Below are 10,879 nucleotides of genomic sequence, written 5' to 3'. Positions count from 1 at the left end.
TGTGCTGGCTGCGGCCGTCCTGGCATTGCACGACGATGCCGGTCGGGATGTGCGTGAGGCGCACGGCCGAGTCGGTCTTGTTGATGTGCTGGCCGCCGGCGCCGGAGGCGCGGAAGGTGTCGGTGCGTACGTCGGCCGGATTGATGTCGATCTCGATCGAGTCGTCGATCTCCGGGTAGACGAAGAGCGAGGCGAAGGAGGTGTGGCGGCCACCACTGCTGTCGAAGGGACTCTTGCGCACGAGGCGGTGCACGCCTGTCTCCGTGCGCAGCAGGCCGAAAGCGTATTCACCCTCCACCTTGATCGTGGCGCTCTTGATGCCCGCCACGTCGCCGGCCGACTCGTCTTCCAGCGTCGTCTTGAAGCCCTTGCGCTCGCAGTACTTGAGGTACTGGCGCAGCAGCATGCCCGCCCAGTCGTTGGCTTCGGTGCCGCCGGCGCCGGCCTGAATGTCGATGAAGCAGTTGCTCGGGTCGGCCGGGTTGTTGAACATGCGGCGGAACTCGAGCTCCTCGATCTTCGCGCGCAGCTTGCCGGCGTCTTCCTCGATGGCCAGCATGCCGGCCTCGTCGCCTTCCTCGCGGCTCATCTCGAAGAGCTCGGCGTTGTCGGCCAGCGAGCCGGTCAGCATCGTGATCGTGTCGACCACGGCTTCCAGCGTGCGCTTTTCCTTGCCCAGCTCCTGGGCGCGCTTGGGGTCGTTCCAGACGTTGGGGTTCTCGAGCGACGCGTTGACTTCGTTCAGGCGCAGGGCCTTGCGGTCGAAGTCAAAGATACCCCCTTAGCGCGTCGGTGCGCGCTGAGAGGTCGGCGAGGCTGTTGCCGATTTGGTTGATGTGTTCGATGTCCATGACAGTCGTTCTTATGGGCAAAACGGGGATTTTCTCATGGGACAGAATGCCGTCATGACGGATCCTGTACCTGCCGACTACTGGCGCCGCACCCGCCGGCTCACCGCCTGGCTGCTGGTGGCCTGGGCCATCGTCGCCTTCGCGCCGGTGTTCTTCGCCCGCGAGCTGAGCGTGGAGGTGTTCGGCTGGCCGCTGGCCTTCTGGCTGGCCTCGCAAGGCGCGCTGCTGGGCTTCTGCGCCATCGTCGTCGTCTACGCCTGGCGCATGAACCGGCTGGAGCGCGAATTCGGCGAGCCGCGCCCCTGAACGGTCGCTGCGCCGGGCCTCATGCGCCGGCCAGGAAGGGCTCCAGAAGGGCCGCCAGCGCCTCGGGCTGGTCGTGGTGCAGCATGTGGCCGGCATCCCGCAGCACGGCGCGCTCCAGCGCCGGCACCAGCGCCAGCCGGGCCTCGAAGTCCGCGCGCGGGTAGCGCGTGCCCCAGAAGCGCGTCAGCTGGTCGTCGCTGCCCTCGACCCACAGCGTGGGCGCGGCGATGCGCTGCCAGCAGGCCAGCACCTCGGCCTTGCGGTAGAGCATGGGGTTGGCCAGCTTGTGGGCCGGGTCGGCGTTGAGCTCGAAGCCCGCGGCTGTCTCGCGGGCCCAGTGCCCGGCCAGCCAGGCGGCCTTGGCAGCCGGCAGGCGGGGGTTGTTCTTCGCCAGCCGCTGCGCCACGTCTGCCAGCGTCGCATAGGGGCGCAGCGAGGGCGGGTCCTTCAGCTCGTCCAGCCACCTGGCCAGGCGCTCGGGCGCCGCCGCGGACGCGGTGTCGGGCATGCCGAAGCCCTCGAGGTTGACGAGGCGGCGCACCCGCTGCGGGCGCACGCCGGCATAGCTCATCGCGACGTTGCCGCCCATGCTGTGGCCCAGCAGGTCCACCGGCGCTCCGGGGCTGACGGCGTCCAGCAGCGCATCCAGGTCGCCAAGGTAGTCTGGGAACCAGTAGCAGTCGGCGCCCGTCGTCGCGCTGAGGCCGAAGCCGCGCCAGTCCAGCGCAATGACCTCGCGCTCGTCCCCGAGCGCGTCGACGACGAACTGGAATGAGGCGCCGACGTCCATCCAGCCATGCACCATGACCAGCGGCGGGCGACCGGGCAAGGGCTGACCCCAGCGCAGGATGTGGTGGCGCAGGCCGCGCAGGACCAGGAACTCGCTTCGATGCGCGCGGCGCGGGGTGTAGACATCGGGCATATCCGCACTTTAGGGCACTGCAGTGCGCCGACAATGGCCTCCATGCCCTCACGCCCCATCCTGCGCGCCGCCGAGCCGGGCGATCTGCCCGCCATCGTCCAGCTCATCGCCGAGCTCGCCGAGTTCGAGCACCTGACCCATCTGCTGGAGGTCACGCCCGACAAGCTGGCCCCGCATCTCTTCGGCGACCACCCGGTCGCGGAGTGCATGCTCGGCGAGATCGACGGCGAGGTTGTCGCCTTCGCGCTGTACTACACCAACTTCTCGACCTTCCTGGCCAAGCCGGGGCTGTACCTGGAAGACCTGTACGTGCGCCCCGCCCACCGTCGCAGCGGCCTGGGCCGCTCCCTGCTCGTGCACCTGGCCCAGCTGGCCTGCGAGCGCGGCTACGGCCGCTTCGAGTGGACGGTGCTGAACTGGAACGAGGACGCCATCCGCTTCTACGAGAAGCTCGGGGCCACCGTCATGCCGGAGTGGCGCATCTGCCGGCTGGCGGGCGATGCGCTGGAACGCTACAGCGATGGCGACCGGCCCAGCATGTGGTCGCCCTCGTCCTGGCTGGGTCTCTGAGGCCTTGAGCCCGGCGGCCCGGCTTCGGCTCCGGGCAATCCATGAGGCCGGCCGCCGGCGCGCTGGCTAGCATTCGCCCCCTTGTCCCAATCGGGGTGGCCCATGGCGGAAGACCTTTACCAGCAGCTGCACGCCGCCTTCCGCTGGCAGGTGCCCGAGGACTTCAACATCGCCGAGGCCTGCTGCGGCCGCTGGGCGCGCGACACTCCCAAGGCCACGGCCGTCCACTTCGACAGCGAGAGCGGCTGCCGCGCGCAGTACAGCTACGGCCAGCTGCAGCGCGCCGCCAACCGCCTGTCCAACGCGTTGCTGGCCCAGGGCGTGCGCCGCGGCCACCGCGTGGCCATCGTGTTGCCGCAGCGCTTCGAGACGGCCGTTGCCCACATCGCCATCCAGCAGATCGGCGCGGTCGCGATGCCGCTGTCCATGCTGTTCGGCGCCGAGGCGCTGGAGTACCGCTTGCAGGACAGCGGCGCCGTGCTGGCCATCGCCGCCTGCGAGGTCCTGCCGGCATTGCGCGAGGTCAAGGCGCGCTGCGCGGCGCTGCGGCGAATCCTCGTCGTCGGCGAATGTCCGGTGGACTGCGACGAGCTGCCGTGGCTGCAGGCCCTGCAGGCCGAGGAGGCCCGCTTCAAGCCGGTGGCGACCCGGGCCGACGATCCGGCCATCCTGATCTACACCAGCGGCACCACGGGCAACCCCAAGGGCGCGCTGATCCCGCAGCGGGCGCTGGTGGGCAACCTGAGCGGCTTCGTCGCCAGCCAGAACTGGTTCGGCTTCGACCCCTTCAACCCCAGCCATCCCAGTGACGCCGTCTTCTGGAGCCCGGCCGACTGGGCCTGGACCGGCGGGCTGATGGACGCGCTGCTGCCCAGCCTCTACTTCGGCCGGCCCATCGTTGCCTGGCAGGGCCGCTTCTCGGCGGCCAAGGCCTTCGAGCTGATGGCGGCCTACGGCGTCACGCACAGCTTCCTGTTTCCCACCGCGCTCAAGGCCATGATGAAGGCCGAGCCCAGGCCGCAGCGCCACAAGCTGAAGCTGCGCGCGCTGATGAGCGCTGGCGAGGCGGTGGGCGACGCCGTCTTCGCCTGGTGCCGCGATGCGCTGGGCGTGCCGGTCAACGAGATGTTCGGCCAGACCGAGATGAACTACGTCGTCGGCAACTGCCAGGCGCTGTGGCCGGCCAAGCCGGGCAGCATGGGTCGGGCCTACCCGGGCCATCGCGTCGCCGTCATCGATGACGACGGCCGCGAGTGCGCGCCGGGCGAGGTGGGTGAGGTGGCCGTGCATGCGCGCGACCGCCATGGCGAGCCCGACCCGGTGTTCTTCCTGGGCTACTGGAACAACGAGGCCGCGACCCGCGCCAAGTTCACCGGTGACCCGGCGGACAGCTGGTGCCGCACCGGCGACCTCGCGCGCAGCGACGCCGACGGCACGCTCTGGTACGAGGGGCGGGCCGACGATGTCTTCAAGAGCGCCGGCTACCGCATCGGCCCGGGCGAGATCGAGAACTGCCTGCTCAAGCATGCGGCCGTGGCCAACGCAGCCGTGGTGCCCAAGCCCGACGCCGAACGCGGCGCCATCGTGAAGGCCTATGTCGTGCTGGCCGAGGGGCATGCGGGCGACGCCGCGCTGGTGGAGGCGCTGCAGGCCCATGTGAGGGCGCGGCTGGCGCCCTACGAGTACCCCAAGGAGATCGAGTTCATCGACGCGCTGCCGATGACGACGACCGGCAAGCTGCAGCGCCGCCTGCTGCGACTGCGCGAGCAGCAGCGCGCGGCAGCAACCTAGACCCGTGCTCGCTCCGCGAGCTCCCAGCTGCACAGGCCCTTGGTCGTCACGACCGCGCCCAGGCGCTCGTAGAAGCGGATCGCGCCGGTGTTGTGCGCGTTGACCCCCCAGCGCAGGCGGCAGGCGCCGGTCTGGGCCGCGAACGCGCGCAGCCAGTGCAGCATGGCCGCGCCGACGCCCTGGCGCCTGAAGTCCGCGCGTACGTAGACGTCGTCGACGTTCAGCGACATGCCGCCGTGCCAGATTGCATAGGCCCGGGTGTAGGACACATAGCCCACCAGCCGGCCCTCCGCTTCGGCCAGCACGGCGGCGAAGCGTGGCTGCGGGCCGAAGCCGTCGCGGCAGAAGCGCTCCAGGTCGGTCCGCAGCGCCGCCAGGCTGTTCTCGTGGGCGGCCAGCTCGCGCACCATCTCGAACAGGGCCGCAGCGTCGCGCCGCGTGGCATGGCGGCAGCTCAGCATGGCCGGCCCCGCTCGCAGACCGGGCCCGACAGGCTGCGCAGGAACGCCGCCAGGTCGGCCGCCTCGGCGTCGTTGAGCGCGATGGGGCGGCGCTCGGCGTGGGGATGGCCGACGCGGGCGAGTTCGCTGTGGCCCAGCGCTGCGTCCGGCGCGGCGACGTAATGGGCGATGACCTGCTCCAGCGTGGCGAACTGGCCGGCGTGCATATAGGGCGCGCGCCCGGCGACGTTGCGCAGGCCGGGCGTCTTGAAGGCAGACTGCATGTGCGGGTCGGCGTCGGCGATGAAGCGCAGCTCCTGGCAGCCCTCGGGCGACGCGTCGCTGAAGCGGCCCAGGCAGTTGAACGGATCGGCCTGCACGCGGGCGACCGCCGGCGCGCGCCCGGGATCGGGCCGCCGCGGGTCGCGCGGCGGCACGCCGGTGTTGTGGAAATGCTGGTCGCTGAACAGCGGGCCGGCGTGGCAGCTCACGCATTGCGCCTTGCCGATGAAGAGCCGCAGGCCGCGCACCTCGGCCGGCGACAGCTGGGCCTCGTCCTCCGCGCGGCCGCCGGTGACGGCGGCGACGTAGCGGTCGAAGCGGCTTTCGCCGGGCGTCAGCGTGCGCTCGTAGGCAGCGATGGCCTTGCCGAGGTTGGCGAAGGCGCGGTCGACTGCCTCCCGCTGGGCCTCGGGCAGCCGTGCCCATGCGGCCTGCTCGGCCGCCGTGCCCAGCGGGCTGGCCGCGGCGGGCAGGCCGGCCAGCGGCGGCAGCGGGCCGAACAGTGCCTCGTAGTCGGGGCGGTAGGCCTGCGCCAGCAGGCGCACCAACTGCACGCGGTTGGCGCCATGCTCGGCGGCATCCTCCAGCGGCCCCAGCGCCTGGGACCACAGGCTGTCCTTGCGGCCGTCCCAGAAGAACCAGCTGGCATGCGCGGCGGCCGGTACCGGCATGGTGCGGCGGCTACCGGTGGCCAGGCCCTCGCCGACTGGGCGGCCGTCCTGGAAGCCCTGTTCCGGCGCATGGCAGCTGGCGCAGGACACCCGGCCGTTGGCCGACAGCCTGGCGTCGAAGAACAGGCGTCGGCCCAGGGCCACCGCCTCGGGGCGGTCGGCCACGACATTGGAGGGGTCGGCCGGCGCCGCGGCCAGGCGCCCGATGTGCAGGGCACTCAGCGTCGCCCGCTCGGCGGATGTCCAGGGCCTGGCGGTGGTCGCGAACGCGAACGCGGTGAGCAGTGGCAGCGCGAGCGCAGCCGCTCGCATGAGGTGCTTCATGGCCCGGTCCTCAGCGGCGCAGGCGGCCATCGTCCAGCACGACGTTGAAGACGGCGGTGTCCGTGCGGTCGCCGGCCTGCAGCCCCAGGCGCATGTCCCACCAGCCGGACATGCTGAACTTCACGCCCTCCAGCATGTAGACGCCGGGGCTGACTTCGCGCGTCACGCGAGGCTGGGTCGGGAAGCCGTGGCCATGCTGGGGCATGCCGCCGCTGAAGAGGATGCGGGCCTGCGATACCGGCTCGCCATCCCGCGTGCTCAGGCGCAGCCGCCAGGTCTGGATCTGGCCCAGCACGGGGCCCGAAGCGGGCGGCTCCAGCGTGACGACGAACTGGCCCTGCGTGCTGGGGTGCTGCAGCGAAAGGTCGAGGTCGCTGGGCGGGCTGCCGCAGGCGGTCAGGTAGGCGGTGCTGACGAGGGCGGCCGCGGTGGCGAGGAAGGTGGATCTGCGCATGGTGGAACTCCTGGTTGGATAAAAGCGGGCGCGAGCGCGCCCCGGGGCGCCGTCACGGCGCCCTGTCGGTGGGTGAAGCTCGTTGGATTAGCGGGTGCCGGGGCGGTGGTGCGCGGCCGCGATCAGCTGCCGCAGCTCGGGCGGCACCGGCATGGGCCTGAAGCCGCTGACGTTGCTCATGCCGGTGTTGCCCCAGGGCACCCAGAGCCAGGTCTTGAGCGCCGCGCCGGCCAGCCGCCAGGCCTGGCCCAGCAGCTCGCGCACCGAGCGCTGTCGCAGCGCCCAGCCGAGCATCGCGGCGTGCACGCGGACATGCTCGATGGTGGAGGCCTGGCCTAGGATGTGGGCCCGCTCCAGATGGCGAGCGGCGAGGTCGGCGTTGCCGCGCTGCTCATGCCAGCCGGCGGCGGCCAGTTCCGCGCTCACGCTGGGGCGGATGCGGCGGGCGAAGTCGGTTGCGAAGTTCATGGCGTCTGGTCGGGGGAGGCAGCGGGTATGGCTGGGATTTTTCGCGGGGCGGTCGGTTTGCGCTTGAACGAAACGGCTGACATGGAACGGCCCAGTTCCGCCTGGGCAAGCGACGGCAGCGGCCGGGCCTACCTCTGGCAGGGCGTCGGCCTGTGGATCGGTCGCAGTGAAGGCCGCACCCAGTGGCACGACCACCACGCACACCAGCTGGCGCTGGCGCCCGTGGGCGAGCTGCGCTTTCGCACCGAGGCCGACGGCCGCTGGACCTCGTTTGCCGGCGCGCTGGTGCCCACCCATTGCAAGCACCAGTTCGAGGCGGACGCGCTGCGCGTGGCGCACCTGTTCGTCGAGCCCGAGAGCCGTGCCGGCCGGGCGCTGACCGAGCGCTTCGGCACCGCGGCGCTGGTGGCGCTGCCGCCGGACGAGGCGCGCGACGCCGCGCGGGCGCTGTTCACCGCCTTCGAAGCCGATGCCGACTCAACGGCGATGCAGCAGGCCATGACGGCGGCCATTCATGCGCTGTGCGGCGCGGGCGTCGAGCCGGACGAGGCGCTGGACGCGCGGCTGGTGCGCGCGCTGGACTACATCCGCCGCCACATCGGCCGGCCGCTGCCGCTGGGCGAGGTGGCGGCCTCGGTGGCGCTTTCGGAGAGCCGCTTCCGCCACCTCTTCGTCGACGGCACGGGCTGCTCCTTCCGCGCTTATCTTCTGTGGCTGCGCATCAACCTGGCCGTCGAGGCCGTCATGGCCGGCGCGTCATGGACGGCAGCCGCCCACCAGGCCGGGTTCGCCGACTCCGCCCACCTGAGCCGTACGCACAAGCGCATGTTCGGCATCGAGCCGTCGTCGATGCGGCCCACGGCGCGCGAGGCTCATTGGCACTTGTAGGGCTGGCCCGTCATCTTGGTCGCGCGCGGCGCGACGTTCTCGTTGAAGCGGTCGATGGTGGCGATGCGGGACTCTTCGGTTTCCACGCAGGTATCGCCGCGGCGCCGGCGGATGCGGTTGTCGCTGGTGCGCTCTTCCACCCAATCGCCGGTGAGGGCTGCGGCGTTCGCGATCTGCCCCTCCAGCGTACGGCGCACAGTGTTGCTGCGAGGGTCGTTCAGGGCCGCGCTGCGAACGCCGGCTGAGGCCGCGTAGCCGGGTGGCAGCGTCAGGCGCAGCGTGGTCCGGGGCGGCTCGGCGGCGCTGCCGTCGGCCGCGGCCGCCGGCGCGGGACTGGCGGCCGCGGGCGAAGGGGAATCGCTGCTGAAGGCCGGCGGTGCCGGCAGGGACAGCTCGGGTGCCGGCAGCCGCGGCGTGGTAGCGGCGGGCGGCGCGGGTGGGGGCGGCCGCTGCTGCAGAGGCACGAGGCGCACGGTCGTCAGCCGCAGCTCGCCGGGATGCTCCAGCGGGGGCGGGCGATGCAGCCAGAGCAGCGCGAGCAGCCCCAGGTGCAGGGCCGCGACGCCGGTGCGCGCAATCCAGCGGTGGTCCACGACGCTCAGAACTTCACGCTGAGCCTGCTACCTGGCGGGGGCAGCAGGCGAGCCGCGTCGGGCCAGTTCTCCTGACCGGTCAACAGCGTGCAGGGCCGGCCCTTCTCGCCCTTCCTGGCTTCGGGGTCGCGCTCGCCGGCGGCCGGCGCCAGCGGCAGGCCGAGCAGCTGCCCATCTTCGCGCCACTCCAGCTCCCAGCTGGGCGTGGCGCTGCAGATGCGCACGGCCTCGATGCGCGGGAACAGCCAGCGCAGGTACCAGGGCAGCAGCTCCTCGCGCAGCGTGCGGGCCACGCGCACGATCTGGCGCACCCTGGCCATGGTCAGTTGCTCGGGCGGCGTCGTCAGTTCGATGGTGCCGCGCACGGCAAGCTTGCCCTTGGCGACATTGGTGGCGATGTCGGCGGTCTTGGCCTCGGCCTCGGGCAGGATGGGCAGCTCGAGGCCGCCCCCGGCATCGATCTTGATGGGGTAGTCCGCTTCGTCGCTGCGCACGGTCATCCGCACCTCGTCCAGCGCCGTCTTGAACTTCGCGGCGTCTATCTTGAAGTCCAGGCGGAACAGGCCCTCGCCATGCTGGCGCAGTTGGGCGAGCAGACTGTTGACGCGGGCATAGGGCAGCACGCTGTCGTCGCGCTTGAGTTCGGTCTGGACGGGCGGCAGCACAGCGGTCGGCTGGGCGGCGGCCGACAGCGGCAGCAGCAGGGCGATGAGCAGGGCGGGCTTGATGGTCATGGGGCGTGGGTTCTCCGGTCACTTCTTGCATTTGCCGCTGACTTCGGCGGCGATCCAGAACGGCAGGCTGAGCAGGCCGCCGCCGCTGCCGGGGAACTCCCCCTTCAGGCAGTTGCCGTAGGCCGTGCGCGCGACCTCGCGGCCGAAACGCTCTTGCGCGTTCTCGCGGGCGGGGGCCTGGCTGGCCGAAGCGGCCCGCTCGGCAAGCAGCGGCGCGCGCGCCGCCTGGCGTATCGCCTGCCGCGTGGCCTCGCTGTTCACCAGCAGTGCAGCGGACGGTGGCGCGGGCACCGCTTCGGCGATGTCCGTCGGGGGGGCTGGCTGCGTGCTCGGCGGTGCCTCCAGGGCCGGCGGCTCGGGGCGCGCGGGCGTGGGGACGAGCCGGCGCGCGGGCGCAGCCGGGCGCTGCGCTCCCGGCCTGGCCTCAGGCTTGGGCTTGACGGCACGGGGCAGCGGCAGCAGCTTGACTGCCAGCCCCGGCCATGTCGGCTCGGGCGGCGCGGACCGGTGCGGCGCCAGACCCGCCACCAGGCCCACATGGGCGGCGGCGATCAGCAGCCACAGCGCAAGGCGGCGTTCAAAGCCCATGCCCCTCGCCCTCCGGTTCCGGTCCGGGCTCCCAGGCAAGCAGGTCGCCGGGCTGGCATTGCAGGGCCTCGCAGATGCGCGAGAGGGTGTCGAAGCGCACGCCGCGCACCTTGCCGCTCTTGAGCAGCGACAGGTTGGCCTCGGTGATGCCCACGCGCTCGGCGAGCTCGCGCGAGCGCATCTTGCGGCGTGCGAGCATGACGTCGAGGGTGACGGTGATGGGCATCGGTGCCTCTAGACGAACTCGGCGTTCTCGTCGGCCACGCGCGCGGCTTCGAAGAGCACCTGGGCCAGCGCCAGCAGCAGCAGGCCGAACAGCAGCGCCAGGTAGTGGTCCGACGACAGGCCGAACCACAACTGGCGCTCGCCCTTGGGGTTGCCCCAGGTCAGGGCGAGGATGCCCAGCGTGTGGCCCAGCGGCTGGGCGGCGGCCAGCGCGCACAGGCCCAGGCCCAGGCGGCGCAGATGCCGGGCGGGGCGGCGCGCCAGCAGTTCACCCTGGGCGAAGCAGCCGAACAGCGACCACATCTGCCACAGCGCGAACAGGCTGACCGAGGCGGGCAGCAGCGAGGCCGCCAGGCCCCACAGTCGCGAACCGAGGTCCAGCTGCAGCCGATGCAGGTTCCAGGTGCGGGCGGCGACCTCGGCCACCCAGTCGGGCTGGGCCCAGAAGATGAAGGGCAGGCTGCCGATGAGCACGACACCGAAGAGGCAGAGCAGTCGCACGATCCAGGCCAGGCGGCGAATGCGCCGCAGGCCATCGGCGGAGAACGGGTCGGGCATGGAGTCTGTCGTAAAACAAGAAAAACTTACTGTAAAACAATAATTGCCAGCCGTGGGAGAGTGAGACGACCCGTCCCCGAGAATCAGGGGATGGCGTGTCACGAAGCAAAAGCTACACGGAACCCGCAGGGGCGAAATGAAGCTGCTGCATGCTGCGCCTGTCCAACGGGTGAGAGTGCCGTCCCGGTAAGCGTCGGAGCGCCGGGTAGCAGGC

General features: G+C 71.5%; 14 protein-coding genes and 1 pseudogene. 4 read left to right on the top strand and 11 right to left on the bottom strand.

Annotation, left to right across the window (positions count from 1 at the left end):
- Window positions 1–851: pseudogene (gene prfB, locus JOY88_RS06665) on the bottom strand (peptide chain release factor 2); the annotation flags it as partial.
- 54 nt (window positions 852–905) lie between these two features.
- Here prfB and JOY88_RS06660 point away from each other — a divergent pair.
- Complete coding sequence (locus JOY88_RS06660) at window positions 906–1,157, top strand: DUF4212 domain-containing protein (protein WP_293501413.1); 252 nt, start codon at window positions 906–908, stop codon at window positions 1,155–1,157.
- 19 nt (window positions 1,158–1,176) lie between these two features.
- On the opposite strand, the gene JOY88_RS06655 is transcribed toward JOY88_RS06660, so the two are convergent.
- A complete protein-coding gene (locus JOY88_RS06655; protein WP_293501412.1) occupies window positions 1,177–2,079 on the bottom strand; it encodes an alpha/beta fold hydrolase in 903 nt (300 codons plus the stop codon).
- A gap of 42 nt (window positions 2,080–2,121) precedes the next feature.
- Here JOY88_RS06655 and JOY88_RS06650 point away from each other — a divergent pair, with 42 nt between their 5' ends.
- Both JOY88_RS06650 and JOY88_RS06645 read left to right on the top strand, forming a co-directional pair.
- Window positions 2,122–2,649, top strand: coding sequence for a GNAT family N-acetyltransferase (locus JOY88_RS06650; RefSeq protein WP_293501411.1), 528 nt, complete (start codon window positions 2,122–2,124; stop codon window positions 2,647–2,649).
- Window positions 2,650–2,751: 102 nt separating this feature from the next.
- Window positions 2,752–4,440, top strand: a complete 1,689-nt coding sequence (locus JOY88_RS06645) for an acetate--CoA ligase (RefSeq protein WP_293501410.1) — start codon at window positions 2,752–2,754, stop codon at window positions 4,438–4,440.
- Here the strand turns inward: JOY88_RS06645 and JOY88_RS06640 are convergent.
- The 4 genes from JOY88_RS06640 to JOY88_RS06625 form a co-directional block, all read right to left on the bottom strand.
- Window positions 4,437–4,901, bottom strand: a complete 465-nt coding sequence (locus JOY88_RS06640; protein WP_293501408.1) for a GNAT family N-acetyltransferase — start codon at window positions 4,899–4,901, stop codon at window positions 4,437–4,439. The two genes, JOY88_RS06645 and JOY88_RS06640, sit on opposite strands and share 4 nt — an antisense overlap.
- Window positions 4,895–6,157 carry a cytochrome-c peroxidase gene (locus JOY88_RS06635; protein WP_293501407.1) on the bottom strand — a complete coding sequence of 421 codons (1,263 nt, stop codon included), beginning with the start codon at window positions 6,155–6,157 and terminating at the stop codon, window positions 4,895–4,897. Before JOY88_RS06635 ends, JOY88_RS06640 begins: the two co-directional genes overlap by 7 nt.
- Window positions 6,158–6,167: 10 nt before the next feature.
- The gene (locus JOY88_RS06630; RefSeq protein WP_293501405.1) at window positions 6,168–6,611 is read right to left on the bottom strand and encodes a FixH family protein; all 444 of its coding nucleotides are present in this window, start codon (window positions 6,609–6,611) and stop codon (window positions 6,168–6,170) included.
- Between the two features lie 87 nt (window positions 6,612–6,698).
- The gene (locus JOY88_RS06625) at window positions 6,699–7,079 is read right to left on the bottom strand and encodes a DUF3703 domain-containing protein (RefSeq protein ID WP_293501404.1); all 381 of its coding nucleotides are present in this window, start codon (window positions 7,077–7,079) and stop codon (window positions 6,699–6,701) included.
- An 81-nt stretch (window positions 7,080–7,160) separates the two neighbouring features.
- Here JOY88_RS06625 and JOY88_RS06620 point away from each other — a divergent pair, with 81 nt between their 5' ends.
- Window positions 7,161–7,967, top strand: coding sequence for an AraC family transcriptional regulator (locus JOY88_RS06620; RefSeq protein ID WP_293501403.1), 807 nt, complete (start codon window positions 7,161–7,163; stop codon window positions 7,965–7,967).
- On the opposite strand, the gene JOY88_RS06615 is transcribed toward JOY88_RS06620, so the two are convergent.
- Genes JOY88_RS06615 through JOY88_RS06595 form a run of 5 tightly spaced genes read right to left on the bottom strand, consistent with a single transcriptional unit; the run spans window position 7,952 to window position 10,665 of the window.
- Window positions 7,952–8,560: a hypothetical protein gene (locus JOY88_RS06615; RefSeq protein ID WP_293501402.1), complete on the bottom strand. Its 609-nt coding sequence runs from the start codon at window positions 8,558–8,560 to the stop codon at window positions 7,952–7,954. The two genes, JOY88_RS06620 and JOY88_RS06615, sit on opposite strands and share 16 nt — an antisense overlap.
- Window positions 8,561–8,565: 5 nt before the next feature.
- Window positions 8,566–9,294 (bottom strand): hypothetical protein, encoded by a 729-nt coding sequence (locus tag JOY88_RS06610; RefSeq protein WP_293501400.1) that lies wholly within the window; start codon window positions 9,292–9,294, stop codon window positions 8,566–8,568.
- A gap of 18 nt (window positions 9,295–9,312) precedes the next feature.
- Window positions 9,313–9,882, bottom strand: coding sequence for a hypothetical protein (locus JOY88_RS06605; protein ID WP_293501399.1), 570 nt, complete (start codon window positions 9,880–9,882; stop codon window positions 9,313–9,315).
- A complete protein-coding gene (locus JOY88_RS06600) occupies window positions 9,872–10,108 on the bottom strand; it encodes a helix-turn-helix domain-containing protein (RefSeq protein WP_293501398.1) in 237 nt (78 codons plus the stop codon). The genes JOY88_RS06605 and JOY88_RS06600 overlap by 11 nt, the downstream gene beginning before the upstream one ends.
- Before the next feature lie 8 nt (window positions 10,109–10,116).
- A complete protein-coding gene (locus JOY88_RS06595) occupies window positions 10,117–10,665 on the bottom strand; it encodes a DUF2975 domain-containing protein (protein ID WP_293501397.1) in 549 nt (182 codons plus the stop codon).
- Window positions 10,666–10,879: the final 214 nt, after the last annotated feature.

It is taken from the genome of Roseateles sp. (assembly GCF_019237615.1).
Taxonomy (GTDB): domain Bacteria; phylum Pseudomonadota; class Gammaproteobacteria; order Burkholderiales; family Burkholderiaceae_C; genus Pelomonas.
This window is presented reverse-complemented; position numbering and strand designations above follow the sequence as displayed.

What these genes read in the sequence shown, in the direction of transcription:
- JOY88_RS06660 (WP_293501413.1), top strand. Translation starts at nt 906, where the DNA reads ATGACGGATCCTGTACCTGCCGACTACTGGCGCCGCACCCGCCGGCTC.
- JOY88_RS06655 (WP_293501412.1), bottom strand. Translation starts at nt 2,079, where the DNA reads ATGCCCGATGTCTACACCCCGCGCCGCGCGCATCGAAGCGAGTTCCTG.
- JOY88_RS06650 (WP_293501411.1), top strand. Translation starts at nt 2,122, where the DNA reads ATGCCCTCACGCCCCATCCTGCGCGCCGCCGAGCCGGGCGATCTGCCC.
- JOY88_RS06645 (WP_293501410.1), top strand. Translation starts at nt 2,752, where the DNA reads ATGGCGGAAGACCTTTACCAGCAGCTGCACGCCGCCTTCCGCTGGCAG.
- JOY88_RS06640 (WP_293501408.1), bottom strand. Translation starts at nt 4,901, where the DNA reads ATGCTGAGCTGCCGCCATGCCACGCGGCGCGACGCTGCGGCCCTGTTC.
- JOY88_RS06635 (WP_293501407.1), bottom strand. Translation starts at nt 6,157, where the DNA reads ATGAAGCACCTCATGCGAGCGGCTGCGCTCGCGCTGCCACTGCTCACC.
- JOY88_RS06630 (WP_293501405.1), bottom strand. Translation starts at nt 6,611, where the DNA reads ATGCGCAGATCCACCTTCCTCGCCACCGCGGCCGCCCTCGTCAGCACC.
- JOY88_RS06625 (WP_293501404.1), bottom strand. Translation starts at nt 7,079, where the DNA reads ATGAACTTCGCAACCGACTTCGCCCGCCGCATCCGCCCCAGCGTGAGC.
- JOY88_RS06620 (WP_293501403.1), top strand. Translation starts at nt 7,161, where the DNA reads ATGGAACGGCCCAGTTCCGCCTGGGCAAGCGACGGCAGCGGCCGGGCC.
- JOY88_RS06610 (WP_293501400.1), bottom strand. Translation starts at nt 9,294, where the DNA reads ATGACCATCAAGCCCGCCCTGCTCATCGCCCTGCTGCTGCCGCTGTCG.
- JOY88_RS06605 (WP_293501399.1), bottom strand. Translation starts at nt 9,882, where the DNA reads ATGGGCTTTGAACGCCGCCTTGCGCTGTGGCTGCTGATCGCCGCCGCC.
- JOY88_RS06600 (WP_293501398.1), bottom strand. Translation starts at nt 10,108, where the DNA reads ATGCCCATCACCGTCACCCTCGACGTCATGCTCGCACGCCGCAAGATG.
- JOY88_RS06595 (WP_293501397.1), bottom strand. Translation starts at nt 10,665, where the DNA reads ATGCCCGACCCGTTCTCCGCCGATGGCCTGCGGCGCATTCGCCGCCTG.